Origin of the sequence: Lactococcus sp. LG1267 (assembly GCF_017309545.1) — a bacterium.
Taxonomy (GTDB): Bacteria; Bacillota; Bacilli; order Lactobacillales; family Streptococcaceae; genus Lactococcus; species Lactococcus petauri.
This window is the reverse complement of the sequence record NZ_CP071296.1, coordinates 11,566-36,183: the sequence shown is the minus strand read 5'-3', so window position 1 is coordinate 36,183 and position 24,618 is coordinate 11,566. Positions and strand designations below refer to the sequence as shown.

Annotated in this window: 24 protein-coding genes and 3 pseudogenes; 10 read left to right on the top strand and 17 right to left on the bottom strand. The window is 33.8% G+C overall.

Features of this window, described 5'->3' with window-relative positions; translation table 11 throughout:
• Positions 1 to 47: 47 nt before the first annotated feature.
• Entirely contained in the window at positions 48 to 104 is a 57-nt protein-coding gene (locus J0J33_RS10970; protein WP_230316055.1) for a hypothetical protein, read from the bottom strand.
• 690 nt (positions 105 to 794) lie between these two features.
• Here J0J33_RS10970 and J0J33_RS10420 point away from each other — a divergent pair.
• On the top strand, positions 795 to 1,475 hold the full coding sequence (locus tag J0J33_RS10420; protein ID WP_206921851.1) for an IS6-like element ISS1S family transposase: 681 nt from the start codon (positions 795 to 797) through the stop codon (positions 1,473 to 1,475).
• A 146-nt stretch (positions 1,476 to 1,621) separates the two neighbouring features.
• On the top strand, positions 1,622 to 2,044 hold the full coding sequence (locus J0J33_RS10415; protein ID WP_003108064.1) for a cupin domain-containing protein: 423 nt from the start codon (positions 1,622 to 1,624) through the stop codon (positions 2,042 to 2,044).
• Positions 2,045 to 2,274: 230 nt separating this feature from the next.
• Here the strand turns inward: J0J33_RS10415 and fetB are convergent, their stop codons facing one another.
• Positions 2,275 to 3,030, bottom strand: coding sequence for an iron export ABC transporter permease subunit FetB (gene fetB, locus J0J33_RS10410; RefSeq protein WP_047205790.1), 756 nt, complete (start codon positions 3,028 to 3,030; stop codon positions 2,275 to 2,277).
• Positions 3,027 to 3,677 (bottom strand): ATP-binding cassette domain-containing protein, encoded by a 651-nt coding sequence (locus J0J33_RS10405; RefSeq protein WP_206921849.1) that lies wholly within the window; start codon positions 3,675 to 3,677, stop codon positions 3,027 to 3,029. The genes fetB and J0J33_RS10405 overlap by 4 nt, the downstream gene beginning before the upstream one ends.
• Before the next feature lie 144 nt (positions 3,678 to 3,821).
• On the opposite strand from J0J33_RS10405, the pseudogene J0J33_RS10400 reads away from it, so the two are divergent.
• Both J0J33_RS10400 and J0J33_RS10395 read left to right on the top strand, forming a co-directional pair.
• A pseudogene (locus J0J33_RS10400) lies at positions 3,822 to 4,969 on the top strand (IS3 family transposase).
• 164 nt (positions 4,970 to 5,133) lie between these two features.
• The gene (locus J0J33_RS10395) at positions 5,134 to 5,667 is read left to right on the top strand and encodes an acyl-CoA thioesterase (protein ID WP_180259970.1); all 534 of its coding nucleotides are present in this window, start codon (positions 5,134 to 5,136) and stop codon (positions 5,665 to 5,667) included.
• A gap of 688 nt (positions 5,668 to 6,355) precedes the next feature.
• On the opposite strand, the pseudogene J0J33_RS10390 reads toward J0J33_RS10395, so the two are convergent.
• Together J0J33_RS10390 and J0J33_RS10385 are read right to left on the bottom strand one after the other, a co-directional pair.
• Positions 6,356 to 6,451, bottom strand: a pseudogene (locus J0J33_RS10390) (IS6 family transposase); the annotation flags it as partial.
• 107 nt (positions 6,452 to 6,558) lie between these two features.
• Positions 6,559 to 7,416, bottom strand: coding sequence for an AraC family transcriptional regulator (locus J0J33_RS10385; RefSeq protein WP_017865367.1), 858 nt, complete (start codon positions 7,414 to 7,416; stop codon positions 6,559 to 6,561).
• Positions 7,417 to 7,848: 432 nt separating this feature from the next.
• On the opposite strand from J0J33_RS10385, the gene J0J33_RS10380 reads away from it, so the two are divergent.
• On the top strand, positions 7,849 to 9,315 hold the full coding sequence (locus J0J33_RS10380; RefSeq protein ID WP_206921848.1) for a Y-family DNA polymerase: 1,467 nt from the start codon (positions 7,849 to 7,851) through the stop codon (positions 9,313 to 9,315).
• Complete coding sequence (locus J0J33_RS10375) at positions 9,305 to 9,655, top strand: hypothetical protein (protein WP_206921847.1); 351 nt, start codon at positions 9,305 to 9,307, stop codon at positions 9,653 to 9,655. Before J0J33_RS10380 ends, J0J33_RS10375 begins: the two co-directional genes overlap by 11 nt.
• Positions 9,656 to 9,994: 339 nt before the next feature.
• Here the strand turns inward: J0J33_RS10375 and J0J33_RS10370 are convergent, their stop codons facing one another.
• The 5 genes from J0J33_RS10370 to mobC (J0J33_RS10350) form a co-directional block, all read right to left on the bottom strand.
• Positions 9,995 to 10,219 (bottom strand): hypothetical protein, encoded by a 225-nt coding sequence (locus J0J33_RS10370; protein ID WP_014567964.1) that lies wholly within the window; start codon positions 10,217 to 10,219, stop codon positions 9,995 to 9,997.
• A 1-nt stretch (position 10,220) separates the two neighbouring features.
• Positions 10,221 to 11,030 (bottom strand): ParA family protein, encoded by an 810-nt coding sequence (locus J0J33_RS10365; protein ID WP_011669115.1) that lies wholly within the window; start codon positions 11,028 to 11,030, stop codon positions 10,221 to 10,223.
• A gap of 145 nt (positions 11,031 to 11,175) precedes the next feature.
• Positions 11,176 to 12,330, bottom strand: a complete 1,155-nt coding sequence (locus tag J0J33_RS10360; protein ID WP_206921846.1) for a RepB family plasmid replication initiator protein — start codon at positions 12,328 to 12,330, stop codon at positions 11,176 to 11,178.
• An 859-nt stretch (positions 12,331 to 13,189) separates the two neighbouring features.
• A complete protein-coding gene (locus J0J33_RS10355) occupies positions 13,190 to 14,707 on the bottom strand; it encodes a relaxase/mobilization nuclease domain-containing protein (RefSeq protein WP_206921845.1) in 1,518 nt (505 codons plus the stop codon).
• Entirely contained in the window at positions 14,634 to 15,080 is a 447-nt protein-coding gene (mobC, locus tag J0J33_RS10350) for a plasmid mobilization relaxosome protein MobC (RefSeq protein WP_242526951.1), read from the bottom strand. Before mobC (J0J33_RS10350) ends, J0J33_RS10355 begins: the two co-directional genes overlap by 74 nt.
• A 456-nt stretch (positions 15,081 to 15,536) precedes the next feature.
• On the opposite strand from mobC (J0J33_RS10350), the gene J0J33_RS10345 reads away from it, so the two are divergent.
• Positions 15,537 to 16,217 carry an IS6 family transposase gene (locus tag J0J33_RS10345; protein WP_206918253.1) on the top strand — a complete coding sequence of 227 codons (681 nt, stop codon included), beginning with the start codon at positions 15,537 to 15,539 and terminating at the stop codon, positions 16,215 to 16,217.
• Between the two features lie 269 nt (positions 16,218 to 16,486).
• Here the strand turns inward: J0J33_RS10345 and fic are convergent, their stop codons facing one another.
• From fic to J0J33_RS10315, 6 genes are all read right to left on the bottom strand, one after another.
• A complete protein-coding gene (fic, locus tag J0J33_RS10340) occupies positions 16,487 to 17,089 on the bottom strand; it encodes a protein adenylyltransferase Fic (RefSeq protein ID WP_099390817.1) in 603 nt (200 codons plus the stop codon).
• A 16-nt stretch (positions 17,090 to 17,105) separates the two neighbouring features.
• The gene (locus J0J33_RS10335) at positions 17,106 to 17,732 is read right to left on the bottom strand and encodes a mobilization protein (RefSeq protein ID WP_206921844.1); all 627 of its coding nucleotides are present in this window, start codon (positions 17,730 to 17,732) and stop codon (positions 17,106 to 17,108) included.
• Entirely contained in the window at positions 17,729 to 18,961 is a 1,233-nt protein-coding gene (locus J0J33_RS10330) for a relaxase/mobilization nuclease domain-containing protein (RefSeq protein WP_206921843.1), read from the bottom strand. The genes J0J33_RS10335 and J0J33_RS10330 overlap by 4 nt, the downstream gene beginning before the upstream one ends.
• Positions 18,940 to 19,305, bottom strand: coding sequence for a plasmid mobilization relaxosome protein MobC (gene mobC, locus J0J33_RS10325; protein ID WP_002339183.1), 366 nt, complete (start codon positions 19,303 to 19,305; stop codon positions 18,940 to 18,942). Before mobC (J0J33_RS10325) ends, J0J33_RS10330 begins: the two co-directional genes overlap by 22 nt.
• Positions 19,306 to 19,477: 172 nt before the next feature.
• Positions 19,478 to 19,729: a cytochrome B gene (locus tag J0J33_RS10320; protein ID WP_206921842.1), complete on the bottom strand. Its 252-nt coding sequence runs from the start codon at positions 19,727 to 19,729 to the stop codon at positions 19,478 to 19,480.
• Positions 19,730 to 19,846: 117 nt separating this feature from the next.
• Positions 19,847 to 20,527 carry an IS6-like element ISTeha2 family transposase gene (locus tag J0J33_RS10315; RefSeq protein WP_003106709.1) on the bottom strand — a complete coding sequence of 227 codons (681 nt, stop codon included), beginning with the start codon at positions 20,525 to 20,527 and terminating at the stop codon, positions 19,847 to 19,849.
• Positions 20,528 to 20,599: 72 nt separating this feature from the next.
• On the opposite strand from J0J33_RS10315, the pseudogene J0J33_RS10310 reads away from it, so the two are divergent.
• Positions 20,600 to 20,968, top strand: a pseudogene (locus J0J33_RS10310) (CHAP domain-containing protein); the annotation flags it as partial.
• A gap of 52 nt (positions 20,969 to 21,020) precedes the next feature.
• On the opposite strand, the gene J0J33_RS10305 reads toward J0J33_RS10310, so the two are convergent.
• Positions 21,021 to 21,800 carry a MerR family DNA-binding transcriptional regulator gene (locus J0J33_RS10305; protein ID WP_017369569.1) on the bottom strand — a complete coding sequence of 260 codons (780 nt, stop codon included), beginning with the start codon at positions 21,798 to 21,800 and terminating at the stop codon, positions 21,021 to 21,023.
• 90 nt (positions 21,801 to 21,890) lie between these two features.
• Here J0J33_RS10305 and J0J33_RS10300 point away from each other — a divergent pair, with 90 nt between their 5' ends.
• Together J0J33_RS10300 and J0J33_RS10295 are read left to right on the top strand one after the other, a co-directional pair.
• A complete protein-coding gene (locus tag J0J33_RS10300; RefSeq protein ID WP_206921841.1) occupies positions 21,891 to 23,795 on the top strand; it encodes a heavy metal translocating P-type ATPase in 1,905 nt (634 codons plus the stop codon).
• Complete coding sequence (locus tag J0J33_RS10295; protein ID WP_227150218.1) at positions 23,796 to 24,278, top strand: hypothetical protein; 483 nt, start codon at positions 23,796 to 23,798, stop codon at positions 24,276 to 24,278. It begins immediately after the preceding gene.
• The last annotated feature ends 340 nt before the right edge of the window (positions 24,279 to 24,618 follow it).

Below are 24,618 nucleotides of genomic sequence, written 5' to 3'. Positions count from 1 at the left end.
ACGGTAGCAAATACTATCTAAATGACCTTATCCGCTAAGATGAACGGTCATTTTTTGTTACTCGTATTAATGACAAGAATCATCAAAGTTGCAAATGCAATCATGAGACTCAATGCCTGAAATACAGTCAAAAAATTTTCGCCTTTCATGTTTTATGAGGTTTTGCCCACGAAATAATCATAAGCACCACCTCCAATCAAAGCTACCGTTCATAAACTCTACTCCATTATTATAACAAAAAAAGCTTCTACAAGCCATTTAGCTTGTAGAGGCTTTTTTCATAAATAGTTTCCTAAACCTATTATCATAATAACAGAAAAAACTGAGAGGCAAACAAGAGAAAATAACGACATCAAAATATAAATCACATAATTTCTTCCGCTCTGGTTTTTCTTAAAAGCAAGGTATAAGCATGAAATGAGTGAAAGCAAAGGTATGACGAATAACAACAAAACTGTTGCTAGAGGTCCACTATGAGAAATATTTTCTACTCCTTTAAAAATGTGACCAAAGGATGAATTAAGCAGACTATTTTTTATAAAAAAGGGAGACGTTATACAGAGCCAGAGGAGAAGTATAAATGGAATATGTAATATAAAGATTATAGTTTTTTTCATCAATGGCTCCTAATTTTTTATTAAACGTTTAGCAAAAACACACCCTAATGAACTGTATTATAAGTCAGGATGTGTTTTTTACTTTATTTATTCATAATTTTATCGGTTCTGTTGCAAAGTTTTCTGATAAGTCTATTTTAGTGTAAAATGAATAAAAATGACAGCGAGGATATATCAATGAACTATTTTAAAGGTAAACAATTTCAAAAAGATGTGATTATTGTCGCTGTTGGTTATTATCTACGTTACAATCTAAGCTATCGTGAAATTCAAGAACTCCTTTATGATCGTGGGATTAACGTTTGTCACACAACTATTTATCGTTGGGTACAAGAATACAGTAAAGTCCTCTATCATCTCTGGAAAAAGAAAAATAGACAGTCCTTCTATTCGTGGAAAATGGATGAAACTTATATCAAAATCAAAGGTCGTTGGCATTATCTCTATCGTGCAATTGATGCGGATGGATTGACTTTAGACATCTGGCTACGCAAGAAACGGGATACTCAAGCTGCTTATGCGTTCTTGAAACGACTACATAAACAGTTTGGTCAACCAAGAGTAATTGTCACGGATAAAGCGCCCTCTATTGGTTCTGCATTTAGAAAGTTACAGAGTAACGGTTTATATACTAAGACAGAGCATCGAACCGTGAAGTATCTCAATAACCTCATTGAGCAAGACCATCGACCAATCAAACGACGCAATAAATTTTATCGAAGTCTACGAACTGCCTCAACCACGATTAAGGGCAAGGAAACAATTCGAGGAATATACAAAAAGAACCGAAGAAATGGAACGCTCTTCGGATTTTCGGTATCTACTGAGATTAAGGTCTTAATGGGAATATTAGCTTAAGAACAAGAAGGATTATAAACCTTGTATTTGATTTTTAAACTTTGCAACAGAACCTTTTTCTTTGCTTTGTAAACGGTTTTATGTTATTACTATAGTATAGATTAATTATTAGAATTAGTCTAATTAAGAACAAGGAGGACTTTCTAATGACATTCGATTATAAAGATCATGGCAAAGAAAAATTTATCGTTAACATTGAGGATTATACCAAAGAAAACGAGAATTACCGTACAACAATTTGGACTGGTGAAAAACTTCAGGTTACATTAATGGCTATTGAACCCGGTGACGATATTGGTTTAGAAGTACACATGGGTATCGATCAATTCCTCCGTATCGAAGAAGGTAAAGGTTTATGCCAAATGGGAGATGCCGAAGATAATCTTACATTTGAACAAGAAGTTTCAGATGATGATGTAATTTTAGTACCTGCTGATACTTGGCATAATGTAACCAATATTGGTGACAAACCTCTGAAAATTTACTCAATTTATGCAGGCCCTGATCATGTCCCTGGTACAGTACATAAAACGCATGAGGAAGCTAAAAATGATCCTAATGAAGACTAATTTTAGTTATATGATTTGTCAAATTAAGGGCACCTCTAATAACTACCAATTAATTCACCTCTAAATGAAATTAGAAAAAAACACAGAAAACTAAGCATAGTCTACTGTGTTTTTCTTTATGTTACAGACGCCACTTGACTGTTTATTCTTATTTTAGACAGATTACCGCCATGTTTTGAGATTTAAACGTTTAACTTGTTCGTACCTCGCGGGACTGCAATCAGGAGTCATTACTTCAACTGTTTTTGTTCATTATAGAAATTACGGTAAGCTAAATAGCAAGCAATGATTGACCCCAAACTAGTCGCTGATAAGAGCATGAACGTGACCATAATTTGATACTTAATGGCCCGTACTGGATCGACCCCTGCAAAGATCAAACCGGACATCATCCCTGGCAGACTGACTAGACCCACAGTCTTTGCCGAATCAATGGTTGGTGACATCCCCGTACGAATCGCCTCACGCACGATGGCAATCGAAGCATCAAGTAGACCAGCCCCTAACGCCAACCGTTCAAGCACACCTTGCCGCTGGTCATGAAACTGACTATTGAGGCTGCGATAAGCCAGCCCAATTGCGACCATTGAATTCGACGCAATCATACCAGAAATGGGAATCATTTGCGATGGCACAAACTTAATCGCACCAGATAGCATGAGGACGCCGAGTGTTACCCCCGTACTAACAAAAATGGCTAATAACGAAATGGCTAATGCATGGTCAATCCCCGGTCCCCGTTTTTTCGCATTCCAAGCCGCATTGAAGATAATGAAGCCCATCATCGCCAGCGTTAGCCACAAATTGTTGACTCGGAAAATATACTTTAGCAAGTAACCCACGATAAATAGTTGTACAACAGCCCGCACGACACCAATGACGATGTCCCTATCCAAGCCAAGTTTCTGCCACAAACTAATTCCTAACGCGACGAGCACTAACATTGCCGCCAAAAATAGCGACGTATTATTAACCGCTAAATTCATGCGTGTACCTCCAATCTGCCAGCAATCACTTTCGCTAATTGATCTGCCGCAGCAATCTCTGTCGCGTCATGAGTAATCATGATCGTTGTCACGTGATCCTGCTCATTTAACTGTCGTAACCAGGCGTGCACGATTTGCTTATTATTTTCATCCAACCCAGCTGTCACCTCATCTAATAACAACACTTTTGGTGAGAATAAGATGTTGCGAATCAGCGCGACTCGCTGCCGTTCACCACCGGAAAGCTCGATAATCGGCTGATGCAGGGTTCGTTCGGACAGCCCAACATTATTTAACGCCGTTACCACTCGTTGCGTATCCATGACTTGCTTACGAATTTGGTACGGGAAAGCTAAGTTATCTGCCACCGTCTCACCAAATAACGTCGGTTGTTGAAAACAATATGAGACTTGCCGCCGATACATGATTGGGTCATAACTTTCAATCGGCTGCCCATCAAAAATCAAGGTCCCACTTGTTTTAGAAATCATGGCCGCAATGATCCGTAATAACGTACTTTTCCCACCACCGGATGGTCCCGTCAATGTAATATGAGCCCCAGATGGAATCTGCCAATCAACATCATGTAAAATATGTTGATCAGCGATTTGATAATTAACTTTTTCTAAACTAATCAATGAATTCATATGCCCGCCCCCGATTACTAATTTATAATCATTATAACCTGACTTGGACTAATGTCAAATAATTAGACACGAAAATGGAAATTAATTTGGGAAGTCAACGAAAAACTAGACACGGAGTTAAGAGAAATCGTGGAAAGGTTTATTATGGCAAGAAGAAAATTCGATAAACAATTTAAAAATTCTGCAGTAAAACTCGTTCTTGAAGAGGGTTACTCTGTTAAAGAAGTCAGCCAAGAGCTTGAGGTTCATGCCAATAGTCTTTATCGCTGGGTTCAAGAAGTTGAAGAATATGGAGAAAGTGCTTTTCCAGGCAATGGGACAGCCCTAGCTGATGCCCAACATAAGATTAAATTGTTAGAGAAAGAAAATCGTTATCTTCAGGAGGAACTTGAACTTCTAAAAAAGTTCCGGGTCTTCTTGAAGCGAAGCAAGTAAAACGTTTTGAATTTCTCTTGAAACATCATGGGAAGATAAAAATTAAGCATGCAGTAAAAGTTCTTAAGGTTTCTCGCTCAGGTTTCTATGAATACATGCATCGTCGTCCTTCAAAACAACAAGTGGAGAGAGAAATTCTCTCAGAGAAAATAAAAGCTGTCTTTCATGAGCATAAGGGACGCTATGGTGCGGTTAGAATTACCAAGGTACTTCATAATACTGGTATTATGACCAACACGAAACGTGTTGGAAAACTGATGCACTTGATGGGACTTTATGCCAAGGGAAGCCGTTATAAATATAAACATTACAACAGAAAAGGAGCTTCGCTTTCAAGACCCAATTTAATTAATCAGATCTTTAAAGCAACAGCTCCTAATAAAGTATGGCTGGGAGACATGACCTATATCCCTACCAAAGAAGGCACCTTATACTTAGCCGTGAATATCGACGTTTTTTCACGTAAGATTGTAGGTTAGTCAATGTCTTCACGGATGCAAGATAAACTGGTGAGGGATTGCTTCTTACAAGCTTGTGGGAAAGAACATCCTCAGCCTGGCTTGATTGTCCATACTGATCAAGGGAGTCAATATACAAGCTCTCGTTATCAATCTACTCTTCGTCAAGTCGGTGCTCAATCTAGCATGAGTCGTAAAGGAAATCCCTATGACAATGCAATGATGGAGTCTTTTTATAAGACGCTAAAGAGGGAGCTTATTAATGATGCTCATTTTGAGACAAGAGCTGAGGCTACTCAATAAATTTTTAAATACATTGAGACCTATTACAATACAAAAAGGATGCATGCAGCTCTTGATTATAAGTCTTCAAAAGACTTTGAAAAATATAATTATTAAATTCTCTTAACTCCGTGTCTAGTTTCCCGTTGACTTTCTAGTTAATGAGCACTTTAAAAGTGCGTTTCTAGTTTATTCTACTTCTCTAATTTAGTAAGAAATGGAATTCAAAACAGGTACTATTGTTTTTTTAGTGGTGATTTATTATAATTGTAATAATGAAAATGAAAAATCATACAAAAAATTGTAAACAATCTTTTGTTATCGAAACTCATCGTATATTTCCGTTCGACTTAAATCCATTTGGCTTTTTATTTGGAGGCAAACTAACATCTCTCATTGATGATGCAGCTTCTATTTCGGTATCAAGACATTGTAGAAGAGGAGCCGTTACAGCTTCTCTTGATAATCTTATTTTTCTTAAGCCTCTGCACGAAAACCATTCTGTGTGTATTGAGTCTTATGTCTCTGGAACTCATCACAAGTCAATGGAAGTTTTTGTTAAAGTGATTGGAGAAAATCTTGTTACTGGCGATCGCTATCTTGCAGCAACTTGTTTTACCACATTTGTTGCAATTCCTTCACACATGAATGTTGAAATTAAATTTACTGTACCAAAAGTTGTACCAGAAACTCAAGAAGAAAAATTGGTTTGTTCTGGTTATGAAGAAAGGCGTCTTCGTCGTTTAGAAGATCGTAATGACTACAAAGCATTCGCTTCTAAATTATCAACGGACCTCCCTTGGTTTGAAAATTAATATAGATTATTATTATATCCACTGACAATACATGAAATGATTCAAGAGAGCTGTAAGAATATCTTATGAAAAAAGGGCAATTAAAAATATTCATATAGACTATAAGATTAATCATTACATTAGAACAAAAAACCCTAATTATTGTTCCAAATTAGTCTATCAAGCGTATTATAATGGTTCTGGTAATTTGCCAGTTATTTCATTGGTAAGTCCATCAATGATATTACCTCCGACTAATTTGCCAAATGTGTTTTCAAATCAATATAAACCTTATCTATTGGGGAAATATTAACCATGAAAAAACTTTTAAATTTTTTATACCTTATCCCAACACTTATATTGTTTTGGCTTGTCTTCTCATCAGGATTTTTTATAACCCCTTTGAATATTCTGAAAAGTTCTTACATGTTCTTTTCTGACTTAGTACCATCTAATCCTATATCTGACTGTTTGATATTTCTTGGTATACCTATTTTATCAATAATATGTTGTGGTAGACTATATTATTCAGTTGATAATAAATTAGAAAAAATAATAATATTTTTTCTTTTCTCTTTTTCCATTATTAGCTTTTTGGGATTTACTTTAATTCTATCTATTGGGTTAGGTTATTTACTTTGAAATAAATATAAGAGGTTCTGTTGCAAAGTCTGAAACTCAAAAACACTATCTCTGACCAACCGTCAATTTAAGCAGGTATTCCCATTAATATTTTGATTTCAGTAGAAACTGAAAATCCGAAAAGCATTCCATTTCTTCAGTTCTTTTTGTATATTCCTTGGACGGGTTATATTGATAAAAAATAAGAAAACAGCCCCTATTATCTAAGTGTTAGATAATAGGGGCTGTTTTTATTGTATTTCTAAGGGGCGATTATATAATTTTAGACCCTTAATTATTCTTATGAATAGGAATCCAAATTTCTGTTATATGATTTTCTGACATTGGGTTAAGATCAAGTGGGTAAGATTCAAAATCCGGAGCCTTTTTTTGAGTGTAAGTGGTACTTGGAAAGAAAGATTCATAAATATCTTGATACGTTTGATGAATAGCTTCAGGGACTTTACCGACAGCTTTAAATACTGCCCAGTCAGAAGCAGGAAGTGTAATTGTTTCTAGCTTATCAGCAGTTGTTTTTTCATCAGTGTAGACCCCAATAAAATAATCATACGCCTCACCTTCTCGAGGTAAACAAATACCTAAAATAGTATTAGGTGAGTGCTCTGATTTTTCATTAATTACTTGATTAAATAAATCAGATTCATTAAATCTATCCCAAAACTTAGGAATGCTAGCTTGTCCGACTGTGATATTAGGATAACTTTCTTTAATACCCGTGATCATCATTTCTGGTTTGTTTGTAATTAAATAATTCATTTGAATGCCTCCTTTTATTTGGACACGAATAGACAACTTAGGGAAAATAGTTAACTCATGTTGTTCTTTACGTGCCTTAGAAGGAGAGATATTGAAAAGTTGTTGAAAGCTTCTGCTATAACTTTCTGATGAACTGTAACCATATTTAAAAGCAATATCGATTATTTTTTCATCGGTTTCTCTTAAATCATATAGTGATTTAGAAAGACGTCTTTTTCTGATATAATCACCTAAAGTTAAACCAGAAAGAACAGAAAAAATCTTTTGAAAATTATACTCAGAAACTCTAGCAAGTTGCTCTATTTTTTTCATATCGATGTTATCTTCTAAGTGTTCCTCAATGTAATTAATAATAGCAGAAAATTCATTCATCTATTTCTCCCTCTCTTCTTCTTGATACTATCATAATCAATTTTTTTTAAACAAACTGGATAAATTTTGGCAAAAATTGTTAGATATTCCCCATGGGGCTAGTTGATTTTAGAACCGATATTTTCAATTTTTTTAAAACCAAATCTGATAACCTTATTGAAAGGAACCAAGCCAACGCCTGTCCTCCAAAAGACATTTAATTCATTCTCTGATAGGATCGCCTTAAGTATTTATCCAATTTTTCTCCTCGTTCTCTTTCAAATGATAATATGCTTAACTCTATTATAACAAAAGCATAAGAAGGATGTTGAAGGACTAAGAATTTCCCTTAAATATTCCAAGTTATCAGTTTTGGTGTTTATTTCGATTGTTTTTCACTCTAAAAAAAAAAATAATATCAGTAAAACTGATATTTTTGATTTAGGAGAGACTATGGAACGATTAAAATTAAATCAATACTTTGACTATTCCCTTGAGCCACGCCGTGCCATCCTCTTTCAAGATGTCAAGTCTAATTATGCTTCAATTGAATGCGTTCAGCGAAATTTAAATCCTCTGACCACTTCTCTTTGTGTCATGAGTCGAGCAGATCATTCTAAAGGGTTAACGCTTGCCTCTAGTCCAACCTTTAAAAAAGTTTTTGGTATGAAAAATGTCAGTCGTGCCAGCGATTTACCTTTTCTTATAGAAACACGAAAGTTCAATTATCCGCAATGGTATCGAACACATACAGACATTCATGGACAGCGAACTGAACCAACTTTGCAATATGTCGCTTTTATTGAATCTTGGGCGAAACGCACGTGGATTGTTCCTCCACAAATGCAACTCTATGTGGACTATAAAATTGAAGTGACAGATATACTGACCAATTATACGTCAATTGATGAGATTCACTCCTACTCGATTGATGAATCTTTTTTGGATATTACTGAATCGCTTAATTTCTTTTATCCTGGAATTAAAAACCGTTATGAACAAATGAATCGAATTGCTTTAGACTTGCAACGTGAGATTCGAGATAAACTAGGACTATATGTGACTGTTGGGATGGGAGACAACCCCTTGCTTGCCAAACTTGCAATGGATAACTATGCCAAGCACAATGATAATATGAGAGCCCTAATCCGTTATGAAGATGTCCCTAATAAACTATGGACAATTCCTAAGATGACAGATTTCTGGGGAATTGGAAAGCGAACTGAGAAACGATTAAACAAACTTGGAATCACTTCTATCAAAGAGCTTGCGAATGCTGACCCACTTCTCCTTAAACAAAATTTGGGAACAATTGGACTTCAACATTTTTTCCACGCAAACGGAATTGATGAAAGCAACGTAAGAGAAAAATATACTCCAAAATCTACTAGCTTCAGCAATTCTCAAATTCTGCCACGTGACTATCATAAGCAAAGAGAAATTGAGCTTGTGATTAAAGAAATGGCTGAGAACTTAGCGATAAGATTGAGAAAGGGCGGAAAACTAGCAAGCAATCTTTCACTTTATGCAGGTGCTGCTTCTACTTCTGAATACTCTTCTGTTAAGGTTTCTCGCAATATTGAAGCAACGCAAAACACAAAAGAATTGCAAGACCTCGCAATCTCCTTATTTCGTGAAAAGTACCAGGGGGGAGCGATAAGACAAATAGGAATAAGCGGAAATCAACTCTCTGATAGTTCTGTTAAACAACTTTCTTTATTTGAAAGTGTTGAAGAAAATCATTCAAACGAAAAGCAAGAATCACTCCAAAAAGCTATTGATGAGATTAGAGAAACATTCGATTTCCTATCGATACAAAAGGCAAGTAGTTTGTCCGAGGGGTCACGTGTCATTTATCGGAACAAACTCATTGGAGGTCATGCAGCAAGTCAAGACAAGGAGGAAAAAGATGTCAGTTGACCGTTCCTATAGCCCCTATGAAGTCATCCGTGCTTACCACGATAGAGGGATGATGAAATGGGGCGCATTTGCGACTGGAGAACTCACGGAGGCTCAAAATACTTTTGAAAAAGAAAAAAAAGATGATAAGGTAATTCAAACATTACCACATCATCTAGTGCTTCATCTTCTTAATCAGTCTTTTTCAAATCAAGTCCAAATCAAAGTTAAATATCAATCAAAAGATAAATTGACTGAAATTTATGGTTTTGTTTCTGAATTTATCAAGAATCAAGTGAGAATAAAATCAACAGATAAAATCTATCTTATATCCATTGAACAGATTATAAATATTTCTTAAATATAAAATAAAAAGTAAAATCTGATCTATGACAAGACTAGTTGCAAAATTGCTAGTCTTTTTTGCCTGTGTTCCATAAAGCAGTATTACTTTATCAAGATAAAAGTATTCGTAAAGTAATACCTTTTTCTTAACATCATCCTTGATTATAAATTCTATTACTCTTCGTTTACTACCTACTTAAATTAATAAACTATTCTTCTAACTCTTTTAAACTATCATCTATTTAAACCTCTTTCATAATTCAAAGAATAATCTATGGGATACTATCATGTTCTTACCAATTAAATACCAAAGGGACACCTTAGCAAGATAAAAGTATTACTTTAGTAATACTTTTTATAGTTCACTTTTTTCAATTAGCATGTCAATAATTACTGACCTTGATTTAGCATTAAATTTTTTTACTAATTCATCTAGTTTTTCTGAATTACTTTTTTTTATTGAAAAACTAGTTTTGATTTTTTTCTCCCAACCCAAATTTGTGTTATTATCTTCCGAAATATTTTTTACTACTTGATAATCATTATTATCAAAGGTCATATCTTCAAACTTGTTTGCCATTTTACTCTATCCCCTTTGTTTCTATTTGGTTGAATACTTTTTTTAATGATGCAATGAATTTATTTTGTGTATGAGTTTGCCCTGTCTCTTCTAAATAATCAAATATTCCCTTTTTAAGAAGCATACTTGTATTAATAGCTTCTTTTTCAGGTACAATTCCAATTACATCATTTATATTTTTTAACGCTTCTAAAAATTCTTTAGATGAATTAGTATTGTGTTTAACTCTATTTCCTAAAAAATAGATTTTTGCGCTAACATATGATTTACCACTGACAGGATCAACAACTTCATTTTTTAAAGTTGAAACGCTTTGTAATACTTTGGTATGACTTTCGTATCCAAAACGACTTGGTTCCATTGGTGATATTACCTTATCCGCAACTGCCACACCATTTTTGGTTAATAAATTCCATGCAGGCGGTAAGTCTAAAATAATATAATCATATTTTTGATTTAGTTCTTTTGAATTTTTTACAAACCACATAAATAACAATAATTCTTTATTAGGTTTAGTTGCTAAGTTATCTGCGATTTCTTCTAAATTACTAGTTGAAGGAATTACATCAATATTTTTTTCAACCGTAGTAGCAATGATTCCAATTTGGGGATTGCTGAGAATTTCTGAAATATTGTGTTTATCTTTAAAATTAAAATCTTTTGTCTCAAATGTACCAGTCAAACTTTTTTGTGAATCCAAATCAATTAATAATGTACTTTTATTATTTTCTTGCAAATATTTTGCAAATTGGAAAGCCATTGTAGTCTTTCCTACACCACCTTTAATTGCCATAAAACTAATTACTTGCATACCTTATTCTCCTCTTTCGACTACTTTAGTATTCCATAGGTATTACTTAAGTCACACCTATATCTTAACACTTATATAAGATAAAGTCAAGAAAAAGGTCATACCTTTGCACGACCTTTTTCTTTCTTTTGTATTAACTTCTTCCTTACTCTTTCATTTGCTGTTTACTCAACCTTGAATTAAGATATTGTTTTGCTGCTATACTTAAATACTTGGCGATATTCTTTTTCTCATTTGAATAGTCTACCATCTTTCTTCGTACATAGTCCATATGCGTTTCTAAAGCATCTTCTCCAAGTTCTTTTACAAGTTTATCATATAACGGATAAACACTCTCAGCAAGCTCTAAAATCGTGTCCTGGTTTGCTATATCCGTTGCATATAACAAAGAGGAATTTATAAGTTTCATGGTAAAAGGATTTGCAACTGCTACTGCATAATTAACCTGATTTTGAGCTTGTTTTTGTTCTTCAGTTAATTGTGCTTGTACATCATTACGTTTATAGTTCTCATCTTTCCAATTTGCTTTCTTAACTATATGAAACTGTATTGAATCGATTGAACGTCCTTTTTTTATTTTTTCATACTCAACATTAAAATGAGTAAAAGAATTTATTTCTTTAATTGCATCTTTTATGACTCTTTTTTCAAAATTATCAAATCTACTATAATCATCAACAGTATCTGTTAATTCTCTTAAGTCACTAATTATTATCCTAGGATTCTTGTAATCTTCCAATTGTTTCTTCGTTCTATTAGGTTTATATTGGTAATGCTCAAATTGATTATAAGACATAGAGAACCATTTATATAAAATAATACTGTACTTGCTATTCAGTTCCATAATATCTGATATGGCATATTGCGTAAAATTATTTTTTAAATCTATGAGATAAGGCATAATAGCTAGATCAAAACGTATCAAAACTTTATCATTATAATCATTCCACTCAACATAAGGTATAGGTACTATCCGTTTAAACTTGAACCCTCTATTCTTTTTCTCCTTTATTCTGAAAAAAGCTTGTTCTTGCATTTTTTCAACAGCTTCCTTAAAACGACGATGTTTATCATTATCAGAAACATCAAAAAAAGTAAATAATTCCTTTTTTGACAAGAATACTGTATTATCTTTAGGAGGAGCATCAGTATCTATACATGAAACAGCTAGCTCAAAGATTTTTAATGGTGTCTTATCCATTTTTGCAACTGAGCTAATTAAATCGTTATGCTCTGCCACCTTCCTTGAACTTATTTCCTGTATTTGTTTATTTCTTTCTCCTGTGGCTATCTCTTGCATAATCCACTCCTTTTATGATTTAAATAAATAATAACACAAAACACCTACAAATACAAATAAATTGTAGTACTATACACAGTTTTTTGTAGGACTATACACAGTTTTTTGTAGGACTATGCACAGTTTTTTGTAGGACTATAATCCTGTTATCCCTTGCAAACACTAGAATTTTTTTTTCGCAAAAGAACAAAAGACAAAATATATAATATAAAATAATTAAAAGGGACTCTAAGGAGTCCCAATTTTCTTTTTTTAAAATATATTATTAATTTCAATCGGAGTAAATGCAGCAACTACTTTTCCAATTATTCTTGGGTTGTCTTCCCAACTAATCTTCTTGTCTGGAAATTTCCTTTATCCATATTGATTTAATTCTACATTCAATGATTCTAAGAGGATTCCATCTTCTTGACAAGTAACACATTTTACAAAAGCATTTCCTACAGATATATTATCTACTGTACATATGACGTTAAGTCAATTTATTAGAGTCAAAAATTATTTTGGACAACATTATAGAGTCCGCTCAAGAACATTGAAAGTAATTTTGCGATAATTTCTTAAAATATTGTCTCAGTCAGATATTACAGAAAATTATATCAGAATGCTTTTTAAAGGGCTTAAAAGACAAAATATGAGCTTATAGGATGATTCAAGCATTAAAGGGAGTGAAAAATTCATTTTTCAATTTCTTTAGTGCTTTTTCGTTGGTTTGCTCAACGACAGGAGCATTATTTTTTACAAAGTAAAAAATAGAGTTTAAAAAAACTCAAATAAAAAAGTCCGGTCTTAAATTTTAAAGCCCAAAAATTTTAGATCCGACTTGTTTTATTGTTCACTTATCAGAATTTTCAACGGACTAAATTTCAAAATCATCATTACGTGCTTTGTGTTTTGGACTTTGATTTTTTTGATAGGCTTCTAATCGCTGTTCTGATTTTTGATAGTATTGAATGTTTTTATCGACTTTATATAAAGTATCTCTTAAATCATCACGTTCAAGTTTTAGATTTTTTATTGTATCTCTGATAGTGGTATCTACATAATCTAAACTTTTGTTTTGTTCGACATACTCTATAATCTTTGTATCTAATTTATCTAATTGCTTTTCTGTTTCGTGATAGGCGGCTTTTAAGTCCTTTCCTATGGTTTCAAAACTTCTATCAAAACCAAGTCCTTGACTAATCAAAAAATCGAACTCATGAAAGACTTGTTTGAGTTTGATATTGGCATTGTCAGAATAAAGAGGGACATTTCCACTTTGTCGTTGTAGATTTTTAGCAACAGTTGTTCCATACATGATTTTATTGTTTGCCGGACTTTTCTTATCAAGATAAGAAAATCGGTCTTTATTTTTGATAAAGACTTGATAATCGCCATTTTCTAATTTATCGACACAGCGTGCAGGTATCTTTATTGTCGCTTCTTTATCTAAAGCAGTATCAATCGTTACGTATAAAAAATTTTCAGTTTCTTTCTCAATTTGCCAATCTTCTACCAAAATTGAAATTTCTTTTTCTCGTCCTTTTTCTTGAATGCTTTCTTTGTCTTTCCAAAGTTTCACGACTTCCTCAACTGAATAACCAATGGTATTTTTATCTATCCGTTCTTTGAGATTTTCTTTTAAAAATTTATCATTTTTTAAACTTCTATCTCTAATTTTTTTGGTTTGTTCGCTTCCCTCTAAAAGATAAGTGGTATATTTTTTAGTATCGTCCACTTTTAAATTTAAGGCACTTGCTTTTTCTTTAAAATCTTCCCACGTATGAGAATGGTTCATCAAAAATTCAAGTTTGTTTTTAATCTCTTTCCGGTAAGAAATTTGAGCAAGATAGACCAAATAATTTTTGTGAGAATTCCCTAGTTTTTGTTCAGGACGGACAATAATTTTACAGCCATATTCTTTAGAAATGTTATCAGAAATTTCTTTTAAAGTATCCAAATCATTTTTATTTTGTTGAAATTTGTTTAAGGTCAAGGGGTTGGTTGCATTTAAAACAATATGATTATGCAGGTGTGGTTTATCGATATGAGTGGCGATAATAAACTCCGCAGAACTTCCGAGATATTCTTTCATGGTTTTCAAACCAATTTCATGCACTTGTTCAGGTGTTAAATGGTCATCAGGTGAAAAAGATTGGACAAAATGATAACCAAACCTTTCGTTTTTTCGTGCTTGATTTTTTAAAGTGTTTGCCATTGTTCTAGTCGCTAACATTTCATCACAAGTTGAATGAATATCTAAAATATTTTGACCGGAAACATATTCAAAGTCATTTGTTTTTTCAGGGTTCATCACATAATCAATAAGTTGGTTTAAATCTTTTGCAGAATGAACGGTTCCGTTCGATTGTTTTGGCATATAAATAACTGTCATTTTTTCTCCCCCTCCGAAATAAAATGAACGACTTCTTGAATTTTTCTTCCAAATTTTCTAATTGATTTTGATAATCAGACATCCATTCTTTTGTCTGATTATTTTTATTTTCGTTTAAATGTTTAGCAATTTGATTGATATTATTTCCGATACGTTTGAGTTCAGATTTTGTCGAAGAAATTTCAGAAATAATATTTTTATACTCTGAAAAATCAAGAGTAAAAATCTCTTTATTGCAACAAGCTCGTCTAGCAAAAATAGAAAAATTAGTGATACCAGTTTTCCTCATCATCAATTTAATTCTTTCGTCTTCTTTTTCATTTACGAAGAACCTTTTTAAAATATTTCTTTCACGATTTTTGATTTTTTTCATCTTGTCAACCTCTCAGATATCTGTCAACTCTAAAAGCTCAAAATAGGGGGTTAGTGTCTTTAGCGAGCTTACTATGTGTATATACACATAGGTTAAAAAGTAATCATCTTCCACTCGGTCACAACTAAAATTTACATTTTAGTTTGTTCCTCGCTTCAGACGATTCTTTTTACTTTTGTGGCGTTGCCCCAATCCCCATTTTTTAGAAATAGCTAGGATAATTTTCAATATCTCCGTACAAACTTTCAATCGTAAAACACAATTCTTCGACTTCATTTTCTGGAATTTTTTCAACGACTTCTTTTGCTTTTTTTGTAGTCGTTTAATTCGTCTTCGTCAATTAGTTCGGATAGTTCTTCAATTAATTTATCAAACATAATTAAGGTTCTGTTGCAAAGTTTTCCAAAAAATCTATTTTAGTGTAAAATTGAGAAAAAAGACAGAGAGGACAGAGTAATGAATCATTTTAAAGGCAAACAATTCAAAAAAGACGTCATTATTGTCGCTGTTGGTTACTACCTGCGTTACAATCTAAGCTATCGTGAAGTTCAGGAATTGTTATATGATTGTGGAATAAATGTTTGTCATACTACGATTTATCGTTGGGTGCAAGAGTACAGCAAAGTCCTCTATTATCTTTGGAAGAAGAAAAATAGACAATCCTTCTATTCATGGAAAATGGACGAAACCTATATCAAAATTAAGGGACATTGGCATTATTTGTATCGAGCCATCGATGCGGACGGCTTAACCTTAGATATCTGGTTACGAAAGAAACGGGATACGCAAGCAGCCTATGCTTTCTTAAAACGACTCCATAAACCGTTTGGTAAGCCGAAAGCAATTGTGACCGATAAAGCACCTTCTCTTGGCTCCGCCTTTAGAAAGTTACAGAGTGTGGGTTTATATACTAAGACAGAGCACCGAACTGTGAAGTATCTTAACAATTTAATAGAACAAGACCATCGACCTATTAAACGACGGAATAAATTTTATCAAAGTCTCCGTACAGCCTCTTCCACGATTAAGGGCATGGAGACCCTTCGAGGAATATATAAAAAGAACCGAAGAAATGGAACGCTCTTCGGCTTTTCGGTGTCTACTGAAATCAAGGTATTAATGGGAATACCAGCCTAAGATATTCTGAGTTCAGAGAGGGCTCGTTTGATTTTCAAACTTCGCAACAGAACCCATTGTTTTTTGTCTTGGTATAATTTATATAATTGGCGGAAACATTGACTTTTTCACCACGCAAAAGAAGAAAAGATTAAAATATATATGATAAATTAATATAGGCTTCGCCTTTTTTTATTTTTTTCAAAAATTTAAAATCAAAAGTCAAAATTATCCCGTAAGCAAACAGACTAATCAATATAGAATTTGATTAGTCTGTTTGTATCGGTTATTTATAAATCTTCTGTTTTTATTTCATAATATCCCTCGTAATAATAACTCGCATCAATTCCTTTAAAGAATTGTTCTTTACCTAAATCATCGGTTAAAGCCTTTTGAATCAAATATTTTAATTCATTGGTGCTGACTGTACTACGGATCATGGCATTTAAATATTCATCCTTATCAATTTGATTCCAATCGACGATTTTGTGTAGTTTATTTTTAAGAATTAAATCCAACCAGATACGAGTGGCTCGTCCATTGCCTTCCCTAAAAGGATGCGCCACATTCATATCCGAGTACTTATCAATAATTTCATCAAATGTTTCTTGAGGTAATTTATCAATATATTCAAGTGTTTGCGCTAAAAAAATACGTGGCGCAAATTGAAAGTTTCCTTTCGCAATATTCACTTCTCGAATTTTTCCTGCAAAGTCGTAAATATCTTGGAATAAAAACTGATGAATATCAGATAAGCCTTGAAACGTCCCAATTTCCAGATCCTCTATTTTGCCAGACTCAAACAATTCTTTGGCTCTTTTTTTCGTTAAGATTTCTTCTTGTTTGGCTAATTCTGCTGAATTGGTTAAGCCTAATTTATTTTCTAAAACCACAGGATTACCTCACTCTCTATTTTTTCGGAAAGATTCTTTTAAAGATTTTTGGACGTTTATCTAACCAAGTCGTTGAAGCTTCATACATCAATCGAAAACTGCCATAGATTCCAGCACCGATTAAACCAAAACCACCTAATCCAAGAATGACTGCCCCATAAGGATGTTTAGGCTGTATTTCCATCACTGTGTCATACAAAATATGCAAACCCCAACCATCCCAGATCCCTTTATAAATCCATCGTCCGATGAGAATACCGACAACTAAGAAACAGAACAGGCAGACAATATTCGCAATCAGAATACCGTAACGTTCGACAATCTCACGTTTGCGATCTGCTTTTATCTGCTCTTTTTGTTCATTCAGTTCTTTTTTCAAAGCGAGTAATGCTTGTTTTTCATCTTGAATGTCTTTCAGCATGTCTGCTTTTAAACTTTCTGCCTCTAAACGATGGAGTTGTTCTTGAATGGCAGACTCAATTTTTTGATTCGCAACAGCTTCTATTTTTTCTTGGTAGTCCCGAAAGTCTTTATTAACTTCTTGACGGACTAAGCGGTCTAGTTCTGGAACGTTACTGAAATCAATTTTGCCATTTTTATAAGCATTTAATACTTGAACAACGAGTTGTTCATCTTTATTCATCGACTCATCCCCCGATCATGATCTTTTGTTGGTTTCTTTTCAGACTGTAAGTCTCTATTCGCTTGTTTTTCTAGGCTTTTCTGTTGTTCTTGCTCGTAATTTTTCATGTCCTTTGAAAAGCGACGTTCAAAATCATCGAGGATTTTCTCTTTTGTTTGATTTAATTTTCTTGTAACGCGTTGAGTAAGTTCTGGTACTCGTCCTGCAAACTGTTTGATTGTGTCAATAAATCGATTAATTTTTGATTCTCGCTTGAGAGCTTCTGATTTTCTTGGTTCAATTGCTTGTTCAAGGCTAACAATTTCTGATTCTCTTTGTTGAGTGTCTCGCTCAAGCGGAGTAATCGCTGGTTCTCGTTGTTCAACAGCGCTAAATTCGTTTTGTCTTGCTCGGTTTTCCAACTCATGTAAAATGGTCTCCCTTCCAAAATCAGAACCCAATCGGGTCTCTCGTGCTCGTCTTTGCTTGTTATTGGCGTCTAAAAAGGCGTATGAGAACGTTTGGCCTCTTTCTGATAGAATTACACCATTATCGGATAAGCGCTCTTTAAACGTCTCATATGAGCTCACAGAGACATCTTGAAGCGATTTATTGATTCTTTCTCTCAAATCATCCATGTAGGAATACTCATTTTTGGCGATTAGTTCTTTTTCTGTCTCTGTTTGGCGCTCTTTTGGTGGCTCTAAAATGTGCCAGTTTTCTCGAGAAGCGAGTCGATCATTCATTTCTCGTGCTCGTTGAACGCTTTCTCCTTTTTGTTCTCTTAATTTCTTTCCTGTCTCTAAATTGACCTTATTGACAATGATGTGGTTGTGTAAGACGTGATTTTTTCCGTCTAAATGCGTATACACAGCACTTTGATGGTTAGGATAGAGATTTTCTGCTAATTCAACGCCTAAATCATTGGCTTTTTGCCAGTCTTTTTGAACTTTCGGATTCAGTTCATCCAAGGCGAAAGATTGGGTAATACGCAAGACTTGATTGGATTCTTTGGTTTGGTTATGAAGTTGTCGAATGACATCAAATTGTTCTTTGGCGATAAAGGGATCAATCCCGTTGGTTCCACCCACGGCAACTGCCCGACAATTTGTCAGCTCCACAGGACGTTCCAATTGATGGTCTTGTAGCCACTGTTCAGTTTTTTCATGCATAGGTCTGTCTTGACCTAAAGCATAATTAAGGGCGCTCGCTGCACTTGCGCCATTGCTTATTTTTGCAATTGTTGCCATAACTCTTGATACCCTTTTTGAGCTTGAGCGAGTACTCCGTATGTATAGCGTAAAGCCTCGATCAGCTCTTTATCTTGGTTGTCCATCCGATCGAATTGATTGAGTTTCTTGGCGATTTGATTTAAATTGGTTCCTTGTTTTGAGAGTTCTAATAATAAAGATTTCGCTTGGTCATGTTCGAGATAAGGTTTTTTTAAATGAGATTTTTGTGCTAATTTTTTCGCATAAAGATTCGGAGAGAGTCCATATGTTTCTCCTGAAATTTTCAGCTTATTGTATTGTTCTTCAGATAATCTAAATTGAATGTACTTTGTTTGATTTTGTGATACTTCTTTCTGATCCATAAATAGCCTCCTCAAAGATAAAATGCCCCAGCGCTCATTCCTCAATCGCCCTTTGTCATTGATTTTGTAATAAGCATTGCGCCCTATTCGGTTACAATCATTATAACAAAATAGACTATATAAAACCATAAATACTGCAAGCTATCACATTGTAATACAAAGCACTTCGTTCTTATATTACAATGTGGCTTGAAAAGGGGGAAGTTTCACTTTCCCCTTTTATTCCCTTTGGATTGTGTCGATTTGCTTTACGCAAACGCCACCTACCCATTTTATTTTTATAAAATGGGCAAAAGATCTTTCTTTTTGTCATACAAAAAGAAGAAAAAAAGAGACGATTTTCTTCTTCCGAAATCGTCCCTCTTTTTTCTAAAACCATGGATAAACGAACAAAAAATCTCTCGTATTTTGTTTGTTCATCCACTAAAAATATGCGAACAGTATGGCTTCATTCAATCCTGTTCTTACAAGTCAAACGCAAAAATGGGTTCTGTTGCAAAGTTTCAATACTGAGTACAAAAGTCCCATTCTGATACTTTGACTATGCTGGTATACCCATCAAAACTTTAATTTCAGTAGATGCCGAAAAGCCGAAGAGCGTTCCATTTCTTCGGTTCTTTTTGTATATGCCTCTCAATGCTTCTATGCCCTTAATCGTAGTTGATGCAGTACGAAGACTTTGATAAAGTTTATTTCGACGTTTAACAGGTCTATGATCTTGCTCAATTAAGTTATTGAGATACTTGACTGTCCGGTGCTCAGTTTCGCTGTATAGCCCCTGCTTTTGTAACTTCCTAAAAGCACTAGCAATTGATGGTGCTTTATCTGTCACGATAACTTTCGGTTCCCCAAACTGCTTGTATAGTCGTTTAAAGAAAGCATAAGCAGACTGAGTATTTCTCTTTCGTCTTAGCCAAATATCCAGTGTCATGCCTTCTGAGTCGATTGCACGATAGAGATAATGCCACTTCCCTTTAATTTTAATATAAGTTTCGTCCATTTTCCACGAATAAAAGGACTGTCTATTTTTCTTTTTCCAGATTTGATAGATCAGCTTACCATATTCTTGAACCCAACGGTAAATTGTTGTGTGAGAAACGTTAATGCCACGATCATATAACATCTCTTGAACATCACGATAACTCAAATTATAGCGAAGATAATACCCAACAGAGATAATAATCACGTCTTTTTGGAATTGTTTGCCCTTAAAATGATTCATCTATTGTCCTCGCATTCTTTTTTATTACATTTTACAATAAATCAGGTGTTATGGGGAACTTTGCAACAGAACCATCCTTATGCAGGCGGAGGCTGTACCGATTTTGTTTGGCAGTACTTTGCCGCTAAAGGAATATATATAGCAAACATAGTAAATGGTAATGGAGGTTATTGGGGAACAAATGGTGTGAGTCAAGGAGTCTTGCGTCGAACAAATTTGGCTCCAGGAGTTATTGCTTCAGGATTTACTGACCATTTTACAGGATATGGAACGTCTACTACAGCTCGAACCTCACCATATGGTCATGTGGCAGTAGTAACTGGGGTGAACCCAGATGGAACATTTAACGTTCAAGAAGCTGGATATGGTGGGACATTTCCTTGGGGAAATGTTAGAACAAATATTAGCCCAGAAAATGTAGTATTCCTACTCCCAAATTAAAAAATACAATACTAGATACATATCTAGTATTGTATTTTTAGATAACTGCCAATTAATTTAATAATATCCTTAATTCCAGATGTGGCGTTGAAAAGTTGTACGGATTTTCGTAAGTTTCCAGAATTAATATAGAATTTTGCTTAAGTTTTTTAAGTCTAATTAATTCATCCGTTATCTTATCAGGTTCAATATGTTGTGCTTGAACACAGACATGATCAATATGCAAAATTTTTATGTTTTTTAACTTTGATGAGTGGCCCCGAACTTTTAAGGCAAGAAATTTATCGTAGTTACCATACTGGAGTGAATAATAACACCCAATTCGGTTAAAAAATTCTATTTCTAAATCCTTCAACATAGAGATAGTTTTATTAATTGTATCATAGTACTTATTTGAAAAAAATACATCATCGAAAGGTATCAAGATAAAATCCTCATGAGTTTGCTCTAAATCAACATTAATTGATGAGTCTAGTTTTTGAGATAAGCTTATTTCATTTTGTATATATTCTAAAAATTGCTTATCCTCTTTTAATTGCTTTTCTTTTAATTCTAATATGTTACTAGCTTTTCTAATGATTTCGATCAAATTGATCTCAGTTTCGGACTTAATAAAGTCGTTAAAAGTCCCTAGAGGAATTCCATAATCAGCACATAATTTTATAATTTTCACATATGGAATATGTGCATGAGAGTAATAGCGGTAACCATTATTAGCATCAATTAATGCTGGATGTAAAATGCCGATAGACTCATAATATCTTAAAGCCTTGATATGTATACCAGAATAGCTGCTAAGTTTTCCTATAGTCAAATAATTTTTATTTTCCATTCTTTCTCCTTGACCTTACCGTAAAGGTATAGTTTATAATATCAGTATAACATATAAAAATATTTATATCATTTAGAAGAGGTATCTAATATGAAAAGCTTAATTACAGCTTTAAAAGAAAAGAGAGCATTACGCTTATATTTTATCGGAATAATAATTTTTATCATCGGATTATTACTCCCAATATCAAGTACAGTCAGAGTTTTAATTAGCATAATAGCAACTATTTTATCGGGATATCATGTAATGCTTGAAGGGATAGATGATACCATAAAAGAGACAGTCAAAAAGAAAAGATTTACTCCTAATACGCATATTTTAATGACACTTGCCGCAATAGGTGCAATTTTCTTAGGAGAAGCCGTTGAAGCTGCTCTACTAATCTTTATATTCGCAGGGGCACACTTTCTTGAAGAATATGTTGAGGGAAAAAGTAAACGGGAAATTACTAAACTAATAGAACTAAATCCTAAGGAAGCTCGTTTAATTAATAATGAGGGAAATATAGAAGTAGTTTCGATTGATAAATTAAAAATAGGTGATAGACTTCAAGTTTTGAATGGAGCGCAAGTTCCAACTGATGGTATCATACTTAATGGTTCAACAAGCATTGATGAGTCAACCATAAATGGTGAAAGTATTCCTCGAGAAAAAAATGTTGGTGATATTGTTTTTGGTTCAACCATTAATGGTACAGGTACATTCACTATGAGAGTATCCAAGGATAGCAAGGATACAGTATTTTCTAAAATATTAACTATGGTTGAAGAGTCACAAAATAACCTTTCACCAACTGCCGATTTCATAAAACGTTTTGAACCACACTATGTCAACGGAGTATTAGTAATATTTTTAGCTTTAATTATATTTTCTCCAATGTTTTTAGGCTGGACATTAACGGAAACAATTTCAAGAAGTTTAGTCTTTCTAGTCTCTGCTTCACCATGTGCATTAGCTGTTGCTGCAATTCCTGCAACATTAGCTGGAATATCATCTTTAGCAAAACAAGGAATACTATTTAAAGGTGGTAATTTTCTTTCAAATTTAATTAATTTAAAAGCTGTCGCTTTTGATAAAACAGGAACATTGACAGAAGGAAAACCAAAAGTAGTAGATTTCTATTTTAATCCCGAACTTGATGGTGAATCCTTTAGAAATACATTAGTAGCAATGGAAAAGCAAAGTAATCACCCATTAGCAAATGCTATAGTTAATAAATTTGAAACTCAAAAAGTTGACTACGATATAAAAGTTGAAAATGAACTTGGGACAGGATTGAGCGCAACCTATCAAGGAGAAAGCTATCGAATTGCTAAACCAAGTGCATTTAAAATGGTAAGTCAAGAATGGATTGAAAAACAGGAAAACTTTGAAAATGAAGGAAAAACGGTAGTATTTATTGCTGTTAACGATAAAGTCGAAGGCTTAATAGCAATTCAAGATACTCCTCAAAAGACTGCAATTTCGGCAATTCAATATTTAAATAAGAATCAAATAAAGACTATTATGATAACTGGTGATGCAGTATTAACGGGAAAGGCAATTGGGAAACAGTTAGGCGTAAGAGATGTGCAGGCAAATGTAATGCCTGATGAAAAGGCAAAAATAATAAATGAAAATAAAGAAAAATATGGTCCAACCGCGATGATCGGAGATGGTGTGAATGATGCACCAGCACTTGCTGTAGCAGATGTAGGTATTGCGATGGGAGATGGCACGGATGTAGCTATAGAAACTGCAGATGTAGTATTAATGAATAATGACCTTGGTAATTTTGTGAGTGCACATAAAACTTCTAAAAGATTAAAAAATATTGTAACTCAAAATATAATATTTGCTTTATTAGTTGTTCTATTTTTAGTGTATATTAGTCTATGGAAAAATACCTCGGTGGTACTAAGCATAACATTGCATGAGGGAAGTACGCTGGTTGTTCTGCTAAATTCATTGAGATTATTATTGCCAAATAAAAAAGATATAGAAGGAGAGCTATAAATGTTTAAAAATATATTTCAAAACTTAACTGAACAAGCACAAGAAATTTTGGGGAATATAACCGAAAATATTCCTGAACAAATTCAAAATGTTGCAGGAGGTATAACCGAAAACATTCCCGAACAGATTCAAAATGTTGCAGGAGGTATAACCGAAAACATTCCCGAACAGATTCAAAATGTTGCAGGAGGTATAACCGAAAACATTCCCGAACAGATTCAAAATGTTGCAGGAGGTATAACCGAAAACATTCCTGAACAAATTCAAAATGTTGCAGGAGGTATAACCGAAAATATTCCTGAACAAATTCAAAATGTTGCAGGAGGTATAACCGAAAACATTCCCGAACAGATTCAAAATGTTGCAGGAGGTATAACCGAAAACATTCCCGAACAGATTCAAAATGTTGCAGGAGGTATAACCGAAAACATTCCTGAACAAATTCAAAATGTTGCAGATAGTATTACGAAATTTTTGGGATAATATAAATTTTTCTCATCTTTTGAGAATATGAAATTAAATTATGCTCCAATCAAATGTATCAAACTAGGTTGAAACTCAATGACCAACTCGTTATATACCACGAGCCAATCAGAAAGCTTGATATTCGCTCAACCAGATACATCTGAGGAATCCTCCTTTATAAAGATTTTAAATATATTAATTGGGCCACTGAAATCAGGTGGCTTTTTTTGTTCAGTATTGAGGTCGGTATTAGGGTCAGTATTAGGGTCGGTATCAAGGTCAGTATTAGGGTCAGTATTAGGGTCGGTATTGAAAAGTGTTATCGACCTTAAGAATGGACCAACAATTATTTATAGCC